This is a genomic window from Niveispirillum sp. (assembly GCF_052437035.1).
Classification (GTDB): Bacteria; Pseudomonadota; Alphaproteobacteria; order Azospirillales; family Azospirillaceae; genus Niveispirillum.
In genome coordinates this window covers 162917-185608 of record NZ_JBQVOH010000002.1, presented here as the reverse complement: position 1 = coordinate 185608, position 22692 = coordinate 162917, and the positions used below count along the sequence as shown (strand labels likewise).

The following is a 22692-nucleotide window of genomic DNA, read 5'->3' as shown; positions in this document are numbered from 1 at the left end:
GCAAGCGCGCCAACGCCACGGTTTTGCGATACCGCTTTTGACGGAGCGGCGCAACGATGGCGAATTTTGCGTAGGGTGGGAGGCTGGACGAACGACCCGAGCCGAAACTCGTTACGGCTGCTTCCTTCCGGACCTGACCGGGTTGGCGAGGGACTCGCCCGTTGCCAACCTCCCGACGCCTATATCGGCGAGTGTCAGCAGAAAAACAAGGGAGAAATCCGCCGGGGCCGCTCTGACGCCTGTGCATTGGCGGCTTGCCCGCGCACATGTCACCGTCGCCAAACCATGATGAGACTGAACTTTTATGCCGGCTCCGGCCTGGATCGGGCCGCCCACCGGCGCAAGGATGAGGACTGGCTTACCGCCCGTCTGCGCCACCCACAGGCTGCCCGGATCATCCCCTGGTGGCGGGGCCGGCATCTGATTACGGGGGCCGATGATGCGCCCCTGCCTGCTTACCTGCCAGTCACCGCCGACTGGTGGGGGTGGCATCTGGCCATGCCACCCATCTATCTGGGTGATGATGGCGGCCATTCATATTTCGCCGTCGATATCTCGCCTTTGGAAGATGTCGACACCCATGCCGAGGTGGCGAAGCTGGGCCGGTTCGTGGAACTGCGCTCGCTGGGCACCCGCATCGGGCAGCGCGCAGGTGGCATGTATGCCTATATCCGTGCCTTGATGCTGTGGCACGGCAAGCATAAATTCTGCGGCACCTGCGGATCGCCCACGGCGGCGGCGGAGGGCGGGCACAGCCGGCGCTGCACCAATCCCGACTGCGCCGCCCAGCATTTCCCACGCCATGACCCGGCGGTCATCATGCTGGTCCATGATGGCGGCGACCGCTGCCTTCTGGGTCGGCAATCGCGCTTCCCACCCGGCATGTATTCCACGCTCGCCGGATTCGTGGAACCTGGCGAAAGCCTGGAAGAGACGGTGATGCGCGAATGTTTCGAAGAGGCGGGCGTGCGCGTCACGGATGTGAAATACCATTCCAGCCAGCCCTGGCCCTTCCCATCCTCCCTGATGCTGGGCTTCCACGCACGTGCCACCACGCTGGACGTGAAGGCGGATGAGGATGAGCTGGAGGATGTGCGCTGGTTCAGCCGCGATTTCGTGCGAAAGAATCAAAATGGTGAGAACTTCCGCTTGCCACCGTTCGACAGTATTTCCAGACAGCTGATCGAGGCGTGGCTGCGCGGATAAGCGGGCGATCCTTGCCCGTTTATCCGCGCCCTGCCATCCTGACCACCCAAACCCGTTCCAGCCGGAGTGTGTGCCCAAATGTCTGATCTGTCCCTGCCCGCCACCAATGTCGTGGCGGCGGAACTGTCCACGGTGCGTGATTTCATCCGCTATGCCGTCAGCCGCTTCAATCGCGCCGGGCTGGTGCATGGGCACGGGGCCGTCACCGCCTATGACGAAGCGGCCTTCATCGTGCTGGAAACGCTGAAGCTGCCAGTGGATCAGCTGGAACCTTATTTCGATGCGAAGCTGATCCCCGCTGAACGGCTGGCGCTGGCGGAGATTATCCATAGCCGTGTGACCACCCGCAAACCCGCCGCCTATCTAACCAAGCGCACCTATATCCAGGGCGTTCCCTTCTATGTCGATGATCGCGTCATCGTGCCCCGCTCCTTCATTGGTGAGTTGCTGTTTGGCGAACTGTTTGGCGGCGAGCAGGATTTCACCCTGGTCGATGACGTGACCGATGTGGAAAAGGTGCTGGACCTCTGCACCGGTTCAGGTTGCTTGGCCATCCTGGCGGCCAGCATTTTCCCGCTGGCCGATGTCGATGCCGTCGACCTCTCGCCCGACGCGCTGGAGGTGGCGAAGATCAACGTGGCCGACCACGGTCTGGAAGAACGCGTGAAGCTGTTCCATGGCGACCTGTTCAAGCCGCTGAAGGGCAAGAAATACGATCTGATCATCTCCAACCCGCCCTATGTCGATAAGGAGGCGATGGACAATCTGCCACCCGAATATCAGGCGGAACCACGCATGGCCCTGGTCGGCGGCGATGATGATGGCATGGCCATCGTCCACCGGATCCTGAAGGAAGCGCCCAAGTACCTGAACCCGGAGGGTGGCCTTCTGGTGGAGGTCGGCACCGGTCGTGCCGCACTTGAAGAAACCTACCCGGACGCCGAATTCCTGTGGCTGGAAACCGAACATTCCTTCGGCGAAGTCTTCTGGATCACGCGCGAACAACTGTTGGAGCTTTAAAAGCCGCCGATTCCGGCGCCGTTGATATTTCCCATCACCGGCGTCGGAATTTGAACCGGTTATGGTTGAACGGTCCCCGCCAATCCTTATATTGCCCCTAACCATCGGAGCGGAAAGGCGGATTGCCGCGTGATATTGACAGCCATCCTTGCCATCATCCTGGCTGCGGCCATCGCCCCCACTCTCAATCGGGTGTTGCCCGCACTGTCGCACTGGTTTCTGGCCTTGGTGCCGCTGTCAGCCGCGCTCTGGTTCGCGACACAGGTTCCGGGTGTGACGGCAGGTACGCCCGTTCTGGAAACCACCAGTTGGGCGCCATCGCTGGGCGTCGCGCTGTCATTTCGGCTTGACGGGCTATCGCTGCTGTTCGCCCTGCTGATCTGCGGAATTGGCGCCTTCATTGTCATCTATTCCGGCGGTTATCTGCGCGGTCATCCGCGTGAGGGGCGGTTCCATCTGTTCATCCTGGCCTTCATGGCCGCGATGCTGGGACTGGTCACGGCGGACGATCTGATCAGCCTGTTTGTGTTCTGGGAACTGACCAGCATCACCAGCTTCATGCTGATCGGCTTCAATCACGAGGATGCCCGATCGCGGCGGTCGGCCATCCAGGCGCTGTTGGTGACGGGCGGCGGCGGCATGGCCTTGCTGGCGGGACTTGTCCTGATGGGCTCGGGCTCGGGGGAATGGACCCTGTCGGCCATCGCCGCCTCAGGCGCCGATCTGCGCACACATGCGCTCTATCCCGCCATGCTGATCCTGCTGCTGCTGGCCGCCTTTACCAAATCGGCGCAGGTGCCATTCCATTTCTGGCTGCCCAATGCCATGGATGCGCCAACACCGGTAAGCGCCTATCTGCATTCGGCCACCATGGTGAAGGCCGGCGTCTATCTGCTGGCCCGGCTGAACCCGACGCTGGGCGGGACAGAGGCCTGGTTCTGGGCCTTGACCATTGCCGGTGGCGTCACGGCCCTGTGGGGCTCGGCCATGGCCCTGCGCTCCACCGATCTGAAGAAGATCCTGGCCTATACCACGCTGATGGCGCTGGGCGTGCTGGTGTTGCTGATCGGTATCGGCAGTGACGGCGCCCTGAAGGCCTTCGCCGGGTTCCTACTAGCCCATTCCCTTTACAAGGGGGCGCTGTTCATGGGCGCCGGCTCCGTGGACCATGGCAGCGGCACGCGCGAGGTGGGTGAATTAGGGGGGCTTTGGGGAAAGATGCCGGCCACGGGCCTGTTCATCGCCGTGGCGGCCCTGTCGATGGCGGGGCTGCCGCCCCTGCTGGGTTTTGTCGCCAAGGAACTGATCTACGACAATATTTTCCGCAACGGTCACTATCTGGCACTGGCAGCCCTGCTGCTGGCCAATGCCGCGATGGTGGCAGCGGCAGCCACGATTTTCCTGAAGCCGTTCCTGGGAGCACCCACAAAGGCCGCTGCGCATGCGCATGAAGGGGGGGCGGCACTTCTGGCGGGGCCCGGCATTCTGGCAAGCCTGTCGCTGCTTTTCGGCCTGTGGGTCGGACTGCCGCAGGGGTTGCTGGGTGCTGCCGCCGATGCGGTGCGGGGTGCCCCGCTGGGGCTGGAACTGCATCTCTGGCACGGGTTCACGCCTGCATTGGGCCTGTCCGCCCTGACGGTCGCGCTGGGCGTGGGGATTTACACTGGTCAGCCGGCCGTGAAGAACGCCTTGGCCAAGATACAGCTGGCCACCCGTATCGATCATGACCGGGCCTGGGACTGCCTGCTTGCCCTGCTGGACCGGCTGGCACGGCGGGTGACCGGCTGGTTGCAAGATGGGATGCTGCACCGCTACCTCGCCTGGATATTCACCGGTATCCTGGTTCTGCTGGGTGCCACCCTGGCTGTTCGCGGCGGGTTGGTCTGGCCGGGCATCAGCCTGGAGATTGAGGATGCGTTGGGCGGATCGCTGGCCCTGCTGATGCTGGGCGGCACCGTCGGGGCCATCCGTGCACGGTCGCGTATGGAGGCGATCCTGTCGCTGGCCATCACGGGCATGTCGGTGGCCTTGTTCTTTCTGCTGTTCGGGGCGCCCGATGTCGGCATCACCCAGCTGATGGTGGAAACCTTGTCGGCCATCATCCTGGTGCTGATCATGGCAAAGCTGCCGATGCTGCCGCCGGGATCGGACCGGACAAGGGCGGCCAAACTATTCCATGCCATACTGGCCCTAGGCCTGGGCGGGGTGGTCAGCGCCATCATGCTGGCCGTGCTGGATCAACCGCTGGCGCTGGATCTGTCGCACTTCTTCGGAGACACCTCGCTGCTGGAGGCGCATGGCCGCAACATCGTCAATGTGATCCTGGTCGATTTCCGCGGGTTCGACACGCTGGGTGAGATCACCGTGGTCGCCAGCGCGGGTCTGGGAGTGTTCGCCCTGCTGCGCGCCCGGATGGGAAAGAGGGGCCGGTCATGATGGACAGCCTGATCCTGCGCACCGGCGTTCGGTTGCTGCTGCCCCTGATGCTGCTGTTCAGTGTCTTTATCCTGTGGCGGGGCCATAATGAACCGGGCGGTGGCTTTGTCGGGGGCCTGATCTGTGCCGTGGGCTTCGCCCTGCATGCCCTGGCCTTCGGAGTGAAGGCCATGCGCGACATGTTGAAGGTCGATCCGCGCAGCATCCTGGGCACGGGCCTGCTGGTCGGCATTCTGCCCGGCTTCCTGGGGGCGTTTTCGGGCGAACCCTATATGACGGCGCAGTGGCTGGGCGCACTGGGCACGCCCGTCCTGTTCGATATCGGGGTTTATCTGGTGGTGGTGGGCGCGATCCTGGCCATGGTCCAGACCCTCATGGCAGAGGGGGACGATTGATGGAAGTGATCATGGCCCTGACCGTGGGCGGCATGGTTGCGGGCGCGGTCTATCTGTTCCTGTCACGGCAATATCTGCGCGTTATGTTTGGCGTCATCCTGCTGTCGAACGCCATTAACGTCGCCATCCTGACAGTCGGTCGCCTTACTACCGGGAATGCTCCATTGATCGCGCAAGGGGCGGAGGTGATGGATCGGGCCGCCGCCAACCCCCTGCCCCAGGCTTTGATCCTGACGGCCATCGTCATCGGGTTCGGCCTGCTGGCCTTCGCCCTTGTCCTGGGTTACCGCGCCTATCAGGAGATGGGGACGCTGGATACTGGGGCCATGCGCGTGGCAGAGCCGGAGGACATGCCATGAATGCCTGGCTGACCGCCGCACCCATCCTGATCCCGATGTTCACCGCCGCCCTGTGCATGGTGGCCTGGAAATATCCGGTGGCACAGCGGGTTCTGTCGCTAATGGGCAGTCTCGCGCTAGTCATTGTCGGCGGATCATTGCTGTCCATCGTCCTCGATCAAGGCATCCAGGTGGTGCAGATGGGGTCCTGGGCTGCCCCCTTCGGTATCACCCTTGTGGCCGACCCGCTGTCCGCCCTGATGATCTTGATCGCGGCCCTGATGGGGTTCTGCGTAGCACTGCATGCGCTGGGGGATATCGATGCGGTGCGTGAACACGGCGGGCATCACCCCATCTTCCAGGTGCTGATGACCGGTGTCTGCGGCGCCTTTGTCACGGGCGACCTGTTCAATCTCTATGTCTGGTTTGAGGTGATGTTGATCAGCAGCTTCGTGCTGCTGTCACTGGGTGGCCTTCGCGAACAGATTGATGCCGCTATCAAATATGTCTGTATCAACATGGTGGCGACCGCTTGTCTGCTGCTGGCGGTTGCTTTGCTCTATGGCGTCACGGGCACGCTGAACATGGCCGACCTGTCGGTGCGCGTACCTGCGGTACCCAGCCAGCCGGTGATAAGCGCCATTGCGGTGCTGTTCATCATCGCCTTTGGCATGAAGGCGGCGCTGTTCCCCTTTTTTTTCTGGCTGCCTGCCACCTATCACACCCCATCCGTGTCGGTGCAGGCCATTTTCGCCGGCTTGCTGACCAAGGTCGGCGTCTATGCCCTGATCCGGGTTTTCACCCTGATCTTTACCGGCGATAGGGAATGGACCCACGGCATCCTGATGGTGATGGCCGGCATCACCATGATCGTGGGCGTACTGGGGTCGCTGGCCGCGCGCGACCTGAACCGCGCCTGGTCCTGGCAGGTGGTGGCCCATATCGGCAGCATGGTTATGGGTCTGGCCATCGCCACCCCGCTGGCCCTGGCGGCGGCGGCCTTCTACATGGTGCATGACATCGTGGTGAAGACGAACCTGTTCCTGGGTGCCGGTCTGGTCCGCCGCATGGCGGGTGGCAGCACTGATTATGCGCGCCTGGGCGGTCTGTTCAAATCGGCACCCTGGCTGTGCCTGCTACTGTTCGTGCCGCTGGGATCGCTGGCCGGGTTCCCGCCCCTGTCGGGGTTCTGGGGCAAGCTGCTGTTGGTGCGGGCCGGGCTGGATGCGCAACATTATGTGATGGTCGGGCTGCTGCTGCTGACGGGCCTGCTGACCATATGGCTGGTGGGCCGTGTCTGGGCGGAGATGGTGTGGAAGGCGCCGGCGGAACCGCCCGCTGATACCCTGTCCACCCTGCCCTTTGCCCGATCCTACGCCCTGGTTATGCCGCTGCTGTTGCTATCCCTGATCACCGTCTCCATCGGGCTGCAACCGGAACGGCTGCTGAACGTGGCGGGTCAGGTGGGCGAAAGCCTGTATGACACCAGCGCCTATGTCCAGGCCGTGCTGGGCACCACGCCGGCGCCGCAACCGACGCAACTGGGGGCACTGGAGACGGGAGCCGCACCATGAGCCTGATGGTCGTCAATATCCTGCTGGCGCTGGCCTGGATGGGCATCATGTCCAATTTCAGCCTGGGCAGCTTCATCGCGGGCATCACCCTGTCCCACATCATCCTGTGGATCGCCCGTCCGCTTTATCCCGAACAGACCTATTTCCTGCGCCTGTGGGGTGGTCTGGCCTTCACCGGCTGGATGGTTAAGGAGATCGTGGTATCGGCCTGGAAGGTGGCGGGCGGCGTGCTGGGCCTGGGCGAGAAGGTCTGCCCTGCCGTGATCGCCATACCACTGGATGTGAAGTCCGATTGGGAGATTGAGCTGTTCGCCTGCTGCGTAACCCTGACGCCGGGCACCCTGTCGCTGGACGTCGCACCCGACCGCAAGACCCTTTATGTCCACGCCATGTTCGGTTCCGATCCCGATGCCCTGCGTCATGAGATTAAATCGACCATGGAGCGGCGCATTATTGAGGTGCTGGAATGACCCCGTTCCTTTCCACCTGCATCGTCATCGCCATGTCCATCATGCTGGTGGCGCTGCTGCTGTCGCTGGCCCGTGTGGTGCTGGGACCCATGGCCGGCGACCGTATCGTGGCCGTCGATCTGTTCGGTGTGCAGGCCGTGGCCTTCATCGCGCTGTTGTCGATCTATGTCGGGCAGGTCGTGTTCCTGGACGCGGCCATTGCCCTGGCTCTGGTCGCGTTTTTCAGCACCATCGCCTATGCCCGCTTTATTGAGCACAAGGCCGCGACATACAAAAAATCCAAGGCCGCCACGGAGGAGAAAACAGCATGATGCTGAACGATTTCTGGCAGGCCTTCATCGGACTGGTCGTGCTGGGTGGTGCCATTTTCTGCCTGATCGCCGCCATCGGCGTGCTGCGCCTGCCTGATGTGCTGACCCGCATGCATGCCAGCAGCAAGGCCGGTACCCTGGGATGCGGCCTGATCCTGCTGTCAGTCGCGCTGTTTTTCCCCGGCATTGATGTCGTGGCGCGGGCGGCGGCTGCCATCCTGTTCCTGCTGCTGACCACCCCTGTCGCGGCCCACATGATCGGTCGCGCCATCTACGCCACGGGAGAGCCCTTGTGGAAGGGTGCGAGCGTCGATGAATTGAAAGGAACCAAGGACGATCCGGCCCTGCGGCTTGGCGAATAACCGTAATTGGGGTGCTTTCCTTCCATCCTGCAAAAAAACGACAGACCTTCCGTAACGTCACCGCGAATAATCGCTTGAGGTTGCGTTTTGGCTCCCGATATAGGTCAATCAAAGGCGCGACGCTGGAGTGCGCCAAGAGCATATCGGGAGGACCGGACATGGCCGAAGCCGCCATCAAGATGACCACACGCGAACCCTTCCTGTGGGAAAAGAGCTATCCTGCCGGTGTTTCGTGGGACATCGATCTGCCGGCCCAATCCCTGCCCGCCATGCTGGACGCGTCCATCGCACGCTTCCCCAACAATCCCTGCGTCGACTTCCTGGACAAGAAATACACCTATGCCCAGATCGGCTCTCTGGTGGACCGGTTCGCCGCCGGTCTGCAGAAGATGGGCCTGAAGAAAGGGCAGAAGGTTGGGCTGTTCCTGCCCAACACCCCTTATTCGGTGATCTGCTTCTTCGGCATCCTGAAGGCCGGGGGCACTGTTGTGAATTTCAACCCGCTCTATGCCGAGCGGGAAATTATTCACATGATCAATGACAGCGAAACCGACTTCATGGTCAGCCTGGATCTGAAGGTCACCTATGACAAGCTGTCCAAGATGTTCGGACAGACACGGCTGCAGAAGATCATTGTCGTGCCCATGGCCGACATCCTGCCCTTCCCCAAGAACTGGCTGTTCCCGCTGGCCAAGCGCAAGGAGGTGGCCGATATCCCCCGCGACGACCGCCATGTCTGGTTCAAGACGCTGACCGCCAATGACGGGCGTCCGACGCCCGTCACCATCGACGCCCAGAACGATATCGCCGTGTTGCAGTATACGGGCGGCACCACGGGCGTGCCCAAGGGCGCGATGTTGACCCATTTCAACATCACGGCCAACACCCGTCAGGCCACCGCCTGGTTCTACGAAGCGGTGGACGGGGAAGAGCGCATGCTGGGCGTACTGCCCTTCTTCCATGTCTTCGCCATGACCTGTGTGATGAACCTGACCCTGATGAAGGGTGGGGAGATGATCCTGCTGCCCCGGTTCGAACTGGACCAGGTGATGGAGACCATCGACAAGAAGAAGCCGACGCAGTTCCCCGCCGTCCCCACCATCTACACCGCCATCAATAATCACAAGGACGTGGCCCGATACGACCTGTCCTCCATCAAGCTTTGCAATTCCGGTGGCGCGCCGCTGCCGGTTGAGGTGAAGGCGCAGTTTGAGAAACTGTCGGGCTGCAAGCTGGTCGAAGGCTACGGCCTGTCCGAAAGCTCCCCCATCGCCACCATCAACCCGCCACATGCCAGCCGCGCCGGCTCCATCGGCCTGCCGGTACCCGGTACGATCATCAAGATCATCAGCCTGGAAGACCGCAAGACCGAGGTGCCGCAGGGTGAACGGGGCGAGATCTGCATCATCGGCCCGCAGGTGATGAAGGGATATTGGAACAAGGCCGAGGCCACGGCGGAGACGCTGGATGGCGACATGCTGCATACCGGCGACGTCGGTTACTTCGATGAGGATGGCTATATCTTCATCGTCGACCGCATCAAGGACATGATCCTGGCCGGCGGGTACAATGTCTATCCGCGCAACGTGGAAGAAGCGATCTATCAGCACCCCAACGTGGCCGAATGCATCGTCCTGGGCGTGCCCGACCCGTATCGGGGCCAGACGGTCAAGGCCTATATCAAAAAGCGTGAAGGCTGTGATCTGTCCAAGGAAGACATGAAGGCCTTCCTGGAGGATAAGCTGTCCACCATCGAACAGCCCAAGCTGTATGAATTCCGTGACGAGTTGCCTAAGACCATGATCGGCAAGCTGTCACGCAAGGCGCTGCTGGACGAGTTGGAAGCCAAGAAGAAGGCGGGATAAGTCAGGAACAATGGTGGCGACGCCTCTCTCTCCTTCCGACCGGAAGAGTTGAGGCATTACGAGATGATTTGACCTCATCCCAGGGAATGTTGCAGGGGGCGGCGCGACGGAACGCATCGCCCCCTTTGTATTGTCTGGACTGATTATACATCTGCCCAATCCAGGATGATACGCTTTGAATCCTCCACGCCCTCCGCTTCCTTGCAAAGGATTGCGTTCATTGGAAACGGTGAACAGGGCCATCTGACCGTGACACAGCCGTTGACTAAGGCTCAGCCGCGCCATATGGTACCGCTATCAGCATAAATAACGAATAATGTTTCGGGGAGATGAAGTAGCACCAATCGGCGCTCAAGATGCCCTCAACCATCTCTGCACGTTGATTGTGATGTTCGCCGGCATGGCGACCTTCTGTGCGACCAAGCGATTGGTCGCTTTAAAAATATCGCAATGACACCGGTATCAATTCGTTGATCCATCTACAGCTCCCGCCTGGATCATCGGCCCGCTTCGGCTCCCCCTGTCGCGCAGTTGGACCCGCACCACAAGAACGAGAGCAAAATGACAGCTTGGACCCGCAGACAGGCCCTGAAGGGCATCGGTGCCACAACCTTGGCCTGCCCCATTCTGGCAAATGCGCAAACGGCAATGTCAACGACGACACCGCCCTCCCCCCTGACACTCTGGTACCGCAAACCAGCGAGCGTATGGACCGAGGCCCTTGCCATCGGCAACGGGCGTCTGGGGGCCATGGTTTTCGGCGGGATTGCCAAGGACCAGTTACAGCTCAATGAAGATACATTGTGGTCGGGCGGGCCCTATAACCCGGTCAACCCGGATGCCCGCGCCGCGCTGCCGGAGGTGCGGTCCCTGATCGCCCAGGGAAAATATGCCGAGGCGGAAGCCCTGGTGAATGCAAAGATGATGGGCAAGCCGGTCCGGCAGATGTCCTATCAGACATTGGGCGACCTCTGGCTGGAATTTCCGGGCCTCGCGGGCGCGGCAGAGTATCGCCGCGACCTGGACCTGGACCGGGCCGTTGCCACAACGCGTTTCCGCGTTGGCGACACTCTCTATACGCGGGAAGTCTTCGCATCGCCCGTTGATCAGGTCCTTGTGGTGCGTCTGTCGACGCAAGGGTCGGGCCGGGTTGATGTGGATGTAAAGCTTTCCAGCCCTCATAAGGGCGTGGAAGTGAAGGCGGATGCGTCCGATCTGCTGTCCCTGCGCGGTCGCAATGGGGAACAGCATGGCGTGGCCGGTGCCCTGCGCTTCACCTGCCAGGTGCGTGCCCTGGCATCGGGCGGCACGGTTCAGTCCGGCGGCGACCATCTGACGGTCCGCGGCGCGGAAAATGTGGTCCTGTTGCTGGCTGCTGCCACGTCGTTCCGCCGTTATGATGATGTCTCGGGCGATCCTGACGCCATCACGGCGGGGCAGATTCTAGCCGTAGCTGATAAGCCGTTCGCACAGATCCTGGACACCCATTTGAGTGCGCACCGCGCCCTGTTCAGGCGGGTTTCCATTGATCTGGGCACCAGTGCCGCAGCCGACCTGCCCACCGACGAACGGGTAAGCAACAGCGCGGAATTGAATGACCCTGCCCTGGCAGCGCTCTATCACCAGTTCGGTCGTTACCTGCTGATCTGCTCTTCCCGTCCCGGGACCCAGCCAGCCAACCTGCAGGGCATTTGGAACGACAGTCTGAAGCCTAGTTGGGGCAGCAAATATACCATCAATATCAATACGGAGATGAATTACTGGCCGGCGGAGCCCACCTCTCTGCCGGAACTGTTGGAACCGCTGGTATCGCTGATCCGCGACATTGCCGAAACCGGCGCGCGCACGGCACGCGACATGTATGGCGCACGCGGCTGGATGGCCCACCATAATACCGATCTTTGGAGGGCGACCGCCCCGATCGATGGTGCGAAGTTCGGCATGTGGCCCGTCGGCGGCGCCTGGCTCTGCCTGCATCTGTGGGATCACTATGACTATGGCCGGGATTTGGACTTCCTGGCCAAGGTCTATCCCTTGATGAAGGGCTCGGCCGAGTTCTTTCTGGACACGCTGGTCGAGGACGCGAAGAGCGGCTATCTGATGACCAGCCCGTCACTGTCGCCTGAAAACCGGCATCCGCACGGCTCCTCATTGGTTGCCGGTCCCGCGATGGATCAACAGATCCTTCGCGACCTGTTCGACAATTGCATCAAAGCGGCTGAAATCCTGGGCGTCGATGCAGAGTTCCGCGAACAGGCGGCAAAAACCCGCGCACGTCTCGCACCTGACAAGATCGGCAAGGTCGGACAGCTTCAGGAATGGGTGGAGGATTGGGACATGCTGGCCCCGGAAATCCATCACCGCCATGTTTCCCACCTCTATGCCGTCTATCCCAGCGGCCAGATCGATGTGTTCGATACGCCGGAGCTGGCGGCAGCGGCCCGCAAATCCCTGGAAATCCGGGGCGATGAAGCCACCGGCTGGGGTATCGGCTGGCGGTTGAACCTGTGGGCACGGTTGGGGGATGCGGAACGGGCACATCTGGTGCTGCGCATGCTGCTGCGTCCCACGCGCACCTATCCCAATCTGTTCGACAGCCATCCGCCCTTCCAGATCGATGGTAATTTCGGCGGCACGGCAGGCATCACGGAGATGCTGTTGCGCAGCCGCAAGAACGAGATCCACCTCCTGCCGGCCCTGCCGTCGGCCTGGCCCAAGGGGGCGATCAGCGGCCTGCGCGCAAGGGGCGCTGTGCGGGTCGATCTGTCCTGGTCCGGTGGCCGCCTGGATCAGGCCCTGCTGGAAGCGCGGGTTGCGGGCCGGCATCGCATCCGCCTTGGGAAACAGGTCGTGGAGATTGATCTGGAACCCCGCAAACCTGTGCGCGTGACCCATAACGGGGCCGCCCTTGCGGTCACCCTCCTGTGAGGATAGCGCCAGCCATGAAGAAACTTGCAATCTGTTTGGCATCCCTGGTGCTGGCGGGCCCAGTTCTGGCCGCCGACCCGGCCCCGGACACCCCTCGCCCCCGCATGGCCAAAATCGTGCTGATCGGCGACAGCACCGTTGCCGTGCAGGGCGGCTGGGGCCCCAGCTTCTGCGGGTACCACGTCACATCCGCTGTCGCCTGTGTCAATCTGGCCAAGGGCGGGCGCAGTTCCGGCAATTATCGGGCCGAACGCTCCTGGGAAATCGCCATGGAGGAGGTGAAGGGCGGCGGGTTTGACAAAACCTACGTCCTGATCCAGTTCGGCCATAATGACCAGCCGGGCAAGCCCGGCCGGTCAACCGATCTGGCGACGGAGTTCCCCGCCAACCTGAAACGTTATGTGGAGGAGATAAGGGCCGCCGGTGCGGAACCGATCCTTGTCACCCCCCTGACACGACGGCAGTTCAAGGAGGGCGTTTTGCAGGACGATCTCGGCCCCTGGGCGGAGACAACGCGCAGGGTTGCTGCCGAACTGAAGGTGCCGCTGATCGATCTGCATGCACGTTCACGGCAGGCGGTGCAGGAGATGGGCCCGACCCAGGCCAACCGCTTCGCCCAGATGCCGCCCCCGCCGGAGGTGGCCGCCGCCGCCCTGACCGGCACCACCATTCCGGCCAGCAAGCCCAGCGATGCCGCCGCCGCCCAAACACCGGCACAGAATAATGCCGCGGTGGAACCGATGGGCCAGGCCAAACTGTCCTTCGATTACACCCATCTGGGCCGCGAAGGGGCGGATTACTTCGCCACCATCGTCACAAAGGAACTGGCGGATGCCGTGCCCGCCCTTCGCCGTTTCCTGATCCCCTGACCCGACCGACGAGAGAGAACACAACATGACCGATATCTCCCGCCGCAACGCGCTGAGTCTCGCCCTGATGGGCGGTGCAGGCCTTGCCGCCGGCCCCGCCGCCACCGCCGGGGCTGCTGCGCCCGCTTCCGCACCCACGGCCTGCATTCCGCCCGGCAAGCCTGGCGGTCCGCAATGGGCGCGCGGCCTGGACAACCAACGCAAACCCGATCTGGGCGATGGCCGTTTCCTAAACCCGCTTTTTTCCGGTGACCATCCCGATCCCACGATCCTGAAGGACGGGAAGGATTATTACATAACCTTCTCCACCTTCGACAGCTATCCGGGTCTGGTCATCTGGCATTCGCAGGATTTGCTGAACTGGAAGCCGGTGACGGCGGCGCTGACCAAGAATCTGGGGTCCGTGTGGGCACCGGAACTGACCAAGCATAATGGCCGCTTTTTCCTCTACATCCCTGTGAAGGGTACGCCGACCGGCACCTATGTCATCTGGGCCGACAACATCGAAGGCCCGTGGAGCGAGCCGAAATATCTGGGTCTTTCCGGCTTCATCGACCCCGGCCATGCCGTGGGCGAGGATGGGTCGCGCTGGCTGTTCCTGTCGGGCGGCAGCCGTATCCGTCTGACCGATGATGGTCTGTCAACCGTGGGGGAACCGGAGAAGGTTTATAACCCCTGGCGTTACCCGTCCGACTGGATCGTCGAAGGTTTCTCGCCGGAAGGACCGAAGATCACGCAGCATGGTGAATATTTCTACATGATCACAGCCGTGGGCGGCACGGCGGGCCCGCCGACCGGCCATATGGTCATCGCCGCGCGGTCGAAATCCATCAATGGCCCCTGGGAAGATTGCCCCCACAATCCCATCGTGCGTACCGTCAGCAATGACGAATATTGGTGGTCGCGTGGCCACGCCACCCTGGTGGAGGGGCCGGCAGGCGACTGGTGGTCCGTCTATCACGGGTTCGAAAACGGGTTCTGGACGCTGGGCCGGCAGACGCTGCTGGACCCGGTGGAATGGACGGCGGATGGCTGGTTCCGCATGACGGGCGGTGACCTGTCACAGCCGCTGCCCGCGCCGAAGGGCGGGCGCAAGGGGCCGCATGGCATGGCCCTGTCGGACGATTTCAAGACCCTGCAAATCGGCCCGAAATGGAACTTCTTCAAACCCGGCCCGACCGAGGATGCGCGCGCCAGCGTGGCCAACGGCACCTTGCGCCTAGTGGCCAGCGGTACCGCGCCCAAGGACAGTTCACCCCTGCTGCTGGTGGCCGGTGACACCTCGTACCAGTTCGAATGCGATATCGAGATCGAGGCGGGCGGCGTGGCCGGTATGGTGCTTTTCTATGATGAAAAGCTCTATTGCGGCATCGGGTTCGATGAGAAGCGGTTCGTGACGCATCAGTACGGCATCGAACGCGGCAGGCCCGCCAATCCGCATGGGCGCAAGATGCGCCTGCGCACCACCAATGACCGCCACATCGTCTATTACGATTTCAGCGGCGATGGCGGCAAAACCTGGAACCGGTTCGATCGGGGCATGGAAGTGTCGGGCTATCACCACAATGTGCGTGGCGGCTTCCTGATGCTGCGGCCAGGGATTTACTCCGCCGGTACCGGCACCGCCAAATTCTCCAACCTCACTTTCAAGGCGCTGTAACCATGCCGGCCCTGCTGCTTGCCGCCGCCCTTGTCACGACCATTCCCGCCTTTCCCGGTGCGGAGGGGGCGGGTGCCACCTCCCTGGGCGGGCGCGGCGGCGCTGTCCTGCGGGTCACAAACCTGGAGGATGGTGGCCCCGGATCGCTGCGGGCGGCGGTGGAGACGGCGGGGCCGCGCACCATCATCTTTGACATTGGCGGCACCATCATCTTGAAAAGCCCGCTGAATGTCCGTCAGGGGCGCGTCACCATCGCCGGGCAGACAGCGCCCGGCGATGGCATCACCCTGCGCGGGCAGCCGTTCCGCATCCATGCTGACGATGTTGTCGTCCGCTACCTGCGGGTCCGTCTGGGCGATGAACAGGGGGTGGAAAGCGATGCGTTCGAAATCACGGGCGGGCGGCGGATCATGGTCGATCATGTTTCCGCCAGTTGGTCAGTGGATGAAAGCCTGTCCATCGGCTCAACCTACAAACAGGTCGCGGACGGCCCTTATGACATCACCGTGCAATGGTCGATCATTGCGCAGTCACTGAACAAATCCCTGCATGCCAAGGGACAGCATGGTTATGGCACCTTGTTGCGCTGTTCCCATGGCGCAAAGATCAGCTTTCACCATAATCTCTGGGCTCACCATATCGCCCGTATGCCGCGCCCCGGCAATACGCAGATGCCACCGGTGGACAATATCGGCCCGTTCTATCAATTCCATTCCAATGTCTTTTACAATTGGGGTGGAAAGGCATCGGGTTATAACGCCGATCAGGGGGTCAAGGCCTCCATCGTCAGCTATGATTTCATCGACAATACCTACATTCCAGGCCCGAATTCACAGGGGAAGCTCGCCTTTGAAGAGGCGAACCCCAATGCGCGTCTCTATTTCGCTGGCAACAGCATGAATGGCACCATCCCGACCGATCCATGGTCGCTGGTCGGTGCCAGGGTCGGCATCCGCCGCGATGCGCCGCTGGTGGACATGGCCCCAATGACACCGGACCCTGCCCCCAGCGCCTTTCAGCGGGTCCTGGCCCATGCCGGTGCGTCTCTTTCCCGCGATGCCATCGACCGGAATGTGGTGGCCAGTGTGAAGGACCGCGCCGGCTCGCTGATCGATAGCCAGACACAGGTCGGCGGCTGGCCCACCCTGATGCCCGGCCAGCCCTGGACCGACAGCGATCTCGATGGCATGCCCAACGCCTGGGAGATCGCCAATCATCTGAATCCAAACGATCCTTCAGATGGCTCCAGGGTCGGTGCCAACGGCTACACCAACCTGGAACAGTGGCTGAATTCTCTCGCGCCGAGTTATCAGTGAAAATAGATTATCACTCATGAAATTTACATTGACACCGGTGGTCAGTGGCCATAGCTTGCTGGGAGATCAGTCAAGGAATAACGGGCAATAATCTACCTCCGACTTTGGTCGGGGGCCGCTCGCACTCTTTGGAATCTTAATGGTTACAGATGTTATCGCTAACGCAAAACAGCGTTGACACCGGTGACAGTAGAATTTAACTTTCCGTTCGTAATATCAATCCGACCAGCCTATGGATCGTGATTGAAACAAGGCGACAACGCCTGAGCGCCGGTAACGGCGTCGAACAGACCAGGGGAGGCAGATGATGAACCAGACATATCGACGATCCAGGGCAAAGACCGCCGCCGTTTAGCGTGGGCGCGATCCGCCTTTAAAACTGGAACTTGATCATGTTGACGCCCTGCCCCATGGCGGATGGCGGACGGGATCGCTTTGACATGACACGCCGGCTGTTCCTGGCCGGTGGTACTCTGTCTGCGTCTCTGCCCCTTCCTGTGATCGCCGCTGACACGCCCCATGCGCGTGTGGCGAAGAACGGTCGTAACGGTGCCTTTCGCAGCGTTGCCGACGCGCTGGCCGCTGCGCCTGACGACCCGGCAAAGCCTTGGCATATCGAGATTGGCCCCGGCGTTTGGGAGGAGAAGCTGCGGATCACTCGGCCGCGTGTCACCCTGACGGGGTCTGGCCGCGACCGGACAATCCTGACCTATTCCATCGCCGCCGGCATGAAACGGCCGGACAATGGCAACTGGGGAACCTATGGATCCTCCGCTGTGACGGTTGAGGCGCCTGATTTTGCCGCTGCCCATCTGTCCATCCGCAATGATTTCGATTATGTCGCGAACACGCTGCGCGCCGACGGCATCAATGGGGCACAGGCGGTCGCCCTGGCCCTAGGCCCTGGGGCGGACCGGTCAGTGCTGCGCGACCTGGCCATTATCGGCCATCAGGACAGCTTTTATCTGCGGTCTGGTCGCGCCCTGGTGGAAGACAGCCTGATCGCCGGCAGCGTGGATTTCATCTTCGGCGGGGCCGCAGCACTGATCCGCAACTGCGAAATCCGCTCCCGCCTTCGTCCCGGCGACGGGATACAAGGCTTCGTGGCCGCCCCCAGCACGCATCAGGCGCAACCTGTGGGCTTCGTCTTCCGGCAATGCCGCCTGACGCGGGAGGAGGCTCTGCCTGACGGTTCCGTGTATCTGGGCCGTCCATGGCGGGCGGGCGGCAACATGGAACTGCTGGGGGCCAGTGCTTTCATCGATTGCTGGATGGACGCGCATATCCATCCCGATGGCTGGACCTCCATGGGCTACACGCGCGACGGCACCCGTACGGAGCTGACACCCGGCGAGGCGCGACTTTTCGAGTATGGCAGCCAGGGACCGGGCAGCGGCAGTGCCAGCCGTAGCCGGCGCCTGTTGTCGACAGCCGATCTGGTGACATTCGACAGATCAAACATGTGGGGCGACTGGCAACCGGCATGACAGACCGGGAACACCAGCGTCGGACAAGGGGAGGTAGAGGAAGATGAGTGTGAAGCAGAACCTGACACGCGGCCTGGGCGGCTGCTCCATCCTAGCCCTGGCTGTTGCCGGGCTGATCATGCCCGGTATTGCGTCGGCGCAATCGGCCCCCGCCGCTTCGGGGTCCGCCGGTGGTGCGCTAGAGGAAATCATTGTCACCGGTTTCCGCGCCTCGCTGCGGTCCGCCTTGAACGAGAAGCGCAACTCCACTGAGCAGGTGGACGCGATCAACGCCGAGGATATTGCCGACTTCCCCGATAACAATCTGGCGGAAAGCTTACAGCGCCTGCCCGGCGTATCCATCGACCGCGACAATGGTGAAGGCCGGTCAATCACCGTCCGTGGTCTTGGTGGCGATTTCAACCGTACCCGTCTGAACGGCCTTGAGGCACTGTCGACCGCCGGTTCCAACGATTCCGGCTCCACGCCGAACCGGTCGCGTTCGTTCGACTATTCAACCTTTGCTTCCGAGCTGTTTTCGTCGCTGAAGGTGCAGAAGTCACCGTCGGCCGAAACGGATGAAGGCTCGCTGGGCGCCACCATCGACCTGCAGACGGGCCGTCCTTTCGACTACAAGAAGGACACCTACGCGCTGTCGACGGAAGGCAGCTACAATCAGAACTCCAAGAAGATCAACCCGCGCACGGCGGGCCTTCTGTCCCACCTGTTCAACGACAATACGATGGGCATCCTGATTTCCGGGGCCTACTCCAAATCGGTGAACGAAATCGACCAGTTCCGCCGCAGCCCGGGCCAGTCCGACTATCTTTATCGCGGCTCACAATGGGCGGGTGATGAAAATCCCCAGCGGGCCGGCTTCTCCGCTCCGGTGGGCACCAGCTTCGGCAGCGCGATTACCAATCCCGATGCCATCGCCTATCAGACGGGGTCGGACCCCGCGGCCTACGCCAAGCTGTATCCCGGCGCGCCCTACAACACGCCGGGCCGTTTCAATGACAGTCTGGTCCGCATTCCGGCTCTGGCCTCCATCGAACAACAGGATGTGAAGCAGGAACGGCTGGGCCTGACCGCAGCATATCAGTGGCAGGTGAATGACGACACCAAGCTGTCGATTGACGGCGCCTATTCCCGGCTGGAGAACCTGTCCACCTACAATCAGGTGTCCAGCGTCGGCCTGAACCGCAACAACACCAACGCCACCTACAACACGGCCAGCAACTCGCTGACCCCTGTTGCGGCCCGCGCGCTGTATCCTGGTCTGTGCGTGCCCAATGCCGGCAGTGATCTGGTCCCGGGGCAGGATTGCGGCCAGCAGCTTTACGGCTCCACGCCGGCCTTTACCACGGCCTTCAACGCATCGGGTCAGCGGGTGACGTCGATCCTGGGTTCGGCCGCCGTGGTGCCGGGCACCACCACCCCGACTAATGCCAACATCTTCTCGACCAACCCCTATAATCTCGACCCCTACGACTATTACAACAACCCCAGTTCGGTGGGTTACATCCCGTCCAGCAATCGACTGGCCTTTCGTGGCGCGTTGATCGGTCGGCCTGCGGTGGACGTTCTGGATGCCAACGTAACCAACGGCTTGGCTGATTATCTGGTTCTGCGGAATGTGGATTTCCGTTCCGCTGCGGACCAGAGCCACTATGTGACCAAGTTCCACCAGGGTTCATTGCAGCTGGATCATGATTTCAGCGAAGATTTCACTATGCGGATCATTACCGGCATGTCGAAATCGACCAATGTCAGCCAGGGTTTACTGGTGGAATTCAACCGCATGGATAGCCAGGGCCTGTTCGTCTATGACGAACGCGGCGGCGGTTCCATGCCGGTGATCGATTTCGGGTTCGACGCTGCTGATCCGGCCAACTGGGAAACCGTGAAGGGTTTCTCCGGCATCCGCAATTATCAGCGCTTCGTGAAGAACACCTACAAGCAGGGCAAGATCGACTTCGACTGGCAGATCGTGGATGAATTCAGCCTGGGCTTTGGCGCGAACTATAAGGAGTTCACGTTCAATACCGACCAGTATGAACGCAACAACGACCTGCTGAATCCGACCCTGAAAGAAGCCGGCGTCACCACCGCCAGCGTCAGCCGCGTTATCGACTTCGGCCAGGGGCTGAAGGTACCGGACGGCACGATGACCAGCTTTGTGGTGCCCTCGATCCAGGCCTTCGACGATCTGTTCGACTTCACCTGCAACTGCGTCAACAAATGGGGCGACTGGCGCATCACCAACAAGCGCAATGGCGGGCGCGAGCGTTATAGCGTAACCGAGCGCGATACCGGCTACTATGTGCAGGGCGACTGGGACCTGGAACTGTTCGGCAACCCGTTCCGTGGCAATGTCGGCACCCGCATCGCTGTGACGGAGGTCGACAGCCTTGGCAACAGCAATGCCGGGCGCCCGCTGAAAGGCTCCAACAAATATACCGACATCCTGCCCTCGCTGAACATGGTGTATGAGCCCATCGACGATGTGCTGCTGCGCTTCGGTGCGTCCAAGGTGATGGCACGCCCGCTGCTGGGCAACCTCTCTCCGACCATTACGGCCCTGTCGATCCCCAACACCGGCGCCACGACGGGTGCCACGCTGACCATCGGCAATCCCAAGCTGAAGCCTTTCCGCTCGGATAATTTCGATGCCAGCGTCGAATGGTATTTCCAGCCGGGTGGCCTGATCTCCATCGCCGGTTTCAGCAAGGATATCAGCAGCTTCCCGCAGACCGTGCTCTATTCGGCCAAGCTGTCCGACTTCCTGGACGACGAAGGTATCCAGGCGATCCGCGCCGGCTTCACCAATGCCCAACAACTGGCCTATCTGGATGCCGGATATGAGTTCACAGCCCGTCAGTATCGCGACGCACCCGGCGGCTGGCTGCGCGGCTTTGAGGCCAGCTTCCAGATGGACTTCACCTTCCTGCCGGAATTCTGGTCCGATTTCGGCACACAGTTCAACTACACCCATATCAAGAGCAAGCTGAAATACATCTTGGACCCCGGCACGGCTACCGTGGCCCCGACCATCGCGACGGGACCCTTCCTGAACGTGTCGCCGGACGCCTTCAACGCCACGCTCTACTATGAAACGGACGATTTCCGCGCCCGTGTCTCGGTGGCGCAGCGCAAGGGCTACAGCACATCCTATCCCATCGCCGCCGGTGCCTGTGCTCCCGGCCTGCAAACACCGGTGCCGACCAGCCCGGCCACGCAGGGCACGGCGTGCGACAGCCCGCTGATCAACGATTTCGTCTTTAGCCGTTCGACCACCAATATCGATGCATCGATCAGCTACAAGCTGACCGACCTGATCACGGTGACGGCGGAAGGCCTTAATCTGACCAACCAGACCAGCGACCGCTACGCCTATGAAGGCCAGGAGGCTGTTACGCAGTATGGCAGCTCCGGGCGTATCTTCCGCGTCGGTACCCGCGTCCGGTTCTAATCTCCCTCCCGCGGGCTGAATTCCTTCCCCGCGAGATCACTGGCCCCGTCCCTGGGAACAGGGACGGGGCCAATTTTTTGGTGGACACCACCCGGCTTCAAAAACCGGTTCGCCCGGTGTATGGCTTTGTCCCGACAGAGAACTGGCATTCGCGATGGCCGGTTGGTGAAAGGATCATCCATGTCCCGTCCCGGATTGAAAGGCACCTACGCGGCCCCCGCCCTGGAAAAGGCCTTTGAAATTCTGGAACTGCTGGCCGACCGACCGGCGGGCATGCAGATCAGCGAGATGTCAGCCATCCTGGGCCGGTCGGTGGGCGAACTGTTCCGCATCGTCATCGTCATGGAGATGCACGGCTATCTCCAAAAATCGGAAACGACCGACCGCTACACCGTGGCCTACAAGCTGCTGGATGTGGCCTTGCGCGCCACCCCGTCGCAGAACCTGATTGCCGCTGCCCTGATGCCGATGGAGCGGCTGGCATCGGCGGTGGGACAATCCTGCCATCTGGTGGTGGTGAATGGCGGCCAGGGTCTGGTGATCGCCCGCCAGGAAAGCCCCGGCACACGCGGCTTCGCACTGAAGGTGGGGGCCGCCGTCGATCTGCTGCGCAGTTGTTCCGGCCATGTCCTACTGGCCTTCTCTCCCCCTGCCCGCACATCCCGTCTGATCGAACTGGCAGAGGCGGCAAAGGGGACGGCTTGCGACCGGGCCGCCCTGGAAAAGGCGCTGGCCCAGGTCCGGACCCAGGGCTTTGACAGCCGCAAAAGCCCCGTAACCTTTGGCGTCACCGATATCAGCCTACCGATTTTCGGCTTCAACGGCGATGTCATGGCGGCCCTGACCATCCCCTTCATGGAGATGATCGACGGGTCACAGAAGGTGGATACCGAGGCGGCGCGCCAGGAACTGCGCGCCGCAACCCAGGCAATCTCCGCGGTTCTGGGCCATAAGGGCTGATCGCCCCCGATCATCCGTATTTTCTTATTTGAGATTATGATTTC

General features: G+C 61.7%; 17 protein-coding genes and 1 other RNA gene. 17 read left to right on the top strand and 1 reads right to left on the bottom strand.

The window, feature by feature from the left end; translation table 11 throughout:
* Positions 1 to 75: 75 nt before the first annotated feature.
* Positions 76 to 173: signal recognition particle sRNA small type (gene ffs, locus ACT6Q8_RS06080), an RNA gene on the bottom strand.
* 112 nt (positions 174 to 285) lie between these two features.
* Here ffs and nudC point away from each other — a divergent pair.
* The 17 genes from nudC (at position 286) to ACT6Q8_RS05995 (ending at position 22648) form a co-directional block, all read left to right on the top strand.
* Entirely contained in the window at positions 286 to 1206 is a 921-nt protein-coding gene (gene nudC, locus ACT6Q8_RS06075) for an NAD(+) diphosphatase (protein WP_444734145.1), read from the top strand.
* Positions 1207 to 1284: 78 nt separating this feature from the next.
* Positions 1285 to 2226, top strand: coding sequence for a 50S ribosomal protein L3 N(5)-glutamine methyltransferase (gene prmB / locus ACT6Q8_RS06070; protein WP_444734146.1), 942 nt, complete (start codon positions 1285 to 1287; stop codon positions 2224 to 2226).
* A 129-nt stretch (positions 2227 to 2355) separates the two neighbouring features.
* Positions 2356 to 4662: a putative monovalent cation/H+ antiporter subunit A gene (locus ACT6Q8_RS06065; protein ID WP_444734147.1), complete on the top strand. Its 2307-nt coding sequence runs from the start codon at positions 2356 to 2358 to the stop codon at positions 4660 to 4662.
* Positions 4659 to 5057 carry a Na+/H+ antiporter subunit B gene (locus tag ACT6Q8_RS06060; RefSeq protein ID WP_444734148.1) on the top strand — a complete coding sequence of 133 codons (399 nt, stop codon included), beginning with the start codon at positions 4659 to 4661 and terminating at the stop codon, positions 5055 to 5057. Before ACT6Q8_RS06065 ends, ACT6Q8_RS06060 begins: the two co-directional genes overlap by 4 nt.
* The gene (locus ACT6Q8_RS06055) at positions 5057 to 5416 is read left to right on the top strand and encodes a Na+/H+ antiporter subunit C (RefSeq protein ID WP_054169281.1); all 360 of its coding nucleotides are present in this window, start codon (positions 5057 to 5059) and stop codon (positions 5414 to 5416) included. The genes ACT6Q8_RS06060 and ACT6Q8_RS06055 overlap by 1 nt, the downstream gene beginning before the upstream one ends.
* Positions 5413 to 6969 carry a Na+/H+ antiporter subunit D gene (locus ACT6Q8_RS06050; RefSeq protein ID WP_444734149.1) on the top strand — a complete coding sequence of 519 codons (1557 nt, stop codon included), beginning with the start codon at positions 5413 to 5415 and terminating at the stop codon, positions 6967 to 6969. Before ACT6Q8_RS06055 ends, ACT6Q8_RS06050 begins: the two co-directional genes overlap by 4 nt.
* Complete coding sequence (locus ACT6Q8_RS06045) at positions 6966 to 7439, top strand: Na+/H+ antiporter subunit E (RefSeq protein ID WP_082372506.1); 474 nt, start codon at positions 6966 to 6968, stop codon at positions 7437 to 7439. The genes ACT6Q8_RS06050 and ACT6Q8_RS06045 overlap by 4 nt, the downstream gene beginning before the upstream one ends.
* Entirely contained in the window at positions 7436 to 7750 is a 315-nt protein-coding gene (locus ACT6Q8_RS06040) for a monovalent cation/H+ antiporter complex subunit F (RefSeq protein WP_054169278.1), read from the top strand. The genes ACT6Q8_RS06045 and ACT6Q8_RS06040 overlap by 4 nt, the downstream gene beginning before the upstream one ends.
* Positions 7747 to 8112, top strand: a complete 366-nt coding sequence (gene mnhG, locus ACT6Q8_RS06035) for a monovalent cation/H(+) antiporter subunit G (RefSeq protein ID WP_444734150.1) — start codon at positions 7747 to 7749, stop codon at positions 8110 to 8112. Before ACT6Q8_RS06040 ends, mnhG begins: the two co-directional genes overlap by 4 nt.
* A 158-nt stretch (positions 8113 to 8270) precedes the next feature.
* A complete protein-coding gene (locus ACT6Q8_RS06030; RefSeq protein WP_444734151.1) occupies positions 8271 to 9977 on the top strand; it encodes a long-chain-fatty-acid--CoA ligase in 1707 nt (568 codons plus the stop codon).
* Between the two features lie 648 nt (positions 9978 to 10625).
* Positions 10626 to 12905, top strand: coding sequence for a glycoside hydrolase family 95 protein (locus ACT6Q8_RS06025; RefSeq protein WP_444734152.1), 2280 nt, complete (start codon positions 10626 to 10628; stop codon positions 12903 to 12905).
* 14 nt (positions 12906 to 12919) lie between these two features.
* Positions 12920 to 13774, top strand: a complete 855-nt coding sequence (locus ACT6Q8_RS06020; RefSeq protein ID WP_444734153.1) for a rhamnogalacturonan acetylesterase — start codon at positions 12920 to 12922, stop codon at positions 13772 to 13774.
* Between the two features lie 25 nt (positions 13775 to 13799).
* Positions 13800 to 15434, top strand: a complete 1635-nt coding sequence (locus tag ACT6Q8_RS06015; protein WP_444734154.1) for a family 43 glycosylhydrolase — start codon at positions 13800 to 13802, stop codon at positions 15432 to 15434.
* Positions 15435 to 15436: 2 nt separating this feature from the next.
* A complete protein-coding gene (locus ACT6Q8_RS06010; protein ID WP_444734155.1) occupies positions 15437 to 16750 on the top strand; it encodes a pectate lyase family protein in 1314 nt (437 codons plus the stop codon).
* A gap of 392 nt (positions 16751 to 17142) precedes the next feature.
* Positions 17143 to 18237 (top strand): pectinesterase family protein, encoded by a 1095-nt coding sequence (locus tag ACT6Q8_RS06005; protein WP_444734156.1) that lies wholly within the window; start codon positions 17143 to 17145, stop codon positions 18235 to 18237.
* Between the two features lie 43 nt (positions 18238 to 18280).
* On the top strand, positions 18281 to 21688 hold the full coding sequence (locus ACT6Q8_RS06000; protein ID WP_444734157.1) for a TonB-dependent receptor: 3408 nt from the start codon (positions 18281 to 18283) through the stop codon (positions 21686 to 21688).
* 180 nt (positions 21689 to 21868) lie between these two features.
* On the top strand, positions 21869 to 22648 hold the full coding sequence (locus ACT6Q8_RS05995; RefSeq protein WP_444734158.1) for an IclR family transcriptional regulator: 780 nt from the start codon (positions 21869 to 21871) through the stop codon (positions 22646 to 22648).
* Positions 22649 to 22692 lie beyond the last annotated feature (44 nt).

What these genes read in the sequence shown, in the direction of transcription:
- nudC (WP_444734145.1), top strand. Translation starts at nt 286, where the DNA reads ATGATGAGACTGAACTTTTATGCCGGCTCCGGCCTGGATCGGGCCGCC.
- prmB (WP_444734146.1), top strand. Translation starts at nt 1,285, where the DNA reads ATGTCTGATCTGTCCCTGCCCGCCACCAATGTCGTGGCGGCGGAACTG.
- ACT6Q8_RS06060 (WP_444734148.1), top strand. Translation starts at nt 4,659, where the DNA reads ATGATGGACAGCCTGATCCTGCGCACCGGCGTTCGGTTGCTGCTGCCC.
- ACT6Q8_RS06055 (WP_054169281.1), top strand. Translation starts at nt 5,057, where the DNA reads ATGGAAGTGATCATGGCCCTGACCGTGGGCGGCATGGTTGCGGGCGCG.
- ACT6Q8_RS06050 (WP_444734149.1), top strand. Translation starts at nt 5,413, where the DNA reads ATGAATGCCTGGCTGACCGCCGCACCCATCCTGATCCCGATGTTCACC.
- ACT6Q8_RS06045 (WP_082372506.1), top strand. Translation starts at nt 6,966, where the DNA reads ATGAGCCTGATGGTCGTCAATATCCTGCTGGCGCTGGCCTGGATGGGC.
- ACT6Q8_RS06040 (WP_054169278.1), top strand. Translation starts at nt 7,436, where the DNA reads ATGACCCCGTTCCTTTCCACCTGCATCGTCATCGCCATGTCCATCATG.
- mnhG (WP_444734150.1), top strand. Translation starts at nt 7,747, where the DNA reads ATGATGCTGAACGATTTCTGGCAGGCCTTCATCGGACTGGTCGTGCTG.
- ACT6Q8_RS06030 (WP_444734151.1), top strand. Translation starts at nt 8,271, where the DNA reads ATGGCCGAAGCCGCCATCAAGATGACCACACGCGAACCCTTCCTGTGG.
- ACT6Q8_RS06025 (WP_444734152.1), top strand. Translation starts at nt 10,626, where the DNA reads ATGTCAACGACGACACCGCCCTCCCCCCTGACACTCTGGTACCGCAAA.
- ACT6Q8_RS06020 (WP_444734153.1), top strand. Translation starts at nt 12,920, where the DNA reads ATGAAGAAACTTGCAATCTGTTTGGCATCCCTGGTGCTGGCGGGCCCA.
- ACT6Q8_RS06015 (WP_444734154.1), top strand. Translation starts at nt 13,800, where the DNA reads ATGACCGATATCTCCCGCCGCAACGCGCTGAGTCTCGCCCTGATGGGC.
- ACT6Q8_RS06010 (WP_444734155.1), top strand. Translation starts at nt 15,437, where the DNA reads ATGCCGGCCCTGCTGCTTGCCGCCGCCCTTGTCACGACCATTCCCGCC.
- ACT6Q8_RS06005 (WP_444734156.1), top strand. Translation starts at nt 17,143, where the DNA reads ATGTTGACGCCCTGCCCCATGGCGGATGGCGGACGGGATCGCTTTGAC.
- ACT6Q8_RS06000 (WP_444734157.1), top strand. Translation starts at nt 18,281, where the DNA reads ATGAGTGTGAAGCAGAACCTGACACGCGGCCTGGGCGGCTGCTCCATC.
- ACT6Q8_RS05995 (WP_444734158.1), top strand. Translation starts at nt 21,869, where the DNA reads ATGTCCCGTCCCGGATTGAAAGGCACCTACGCGGCCCCCGCCCTGGAA.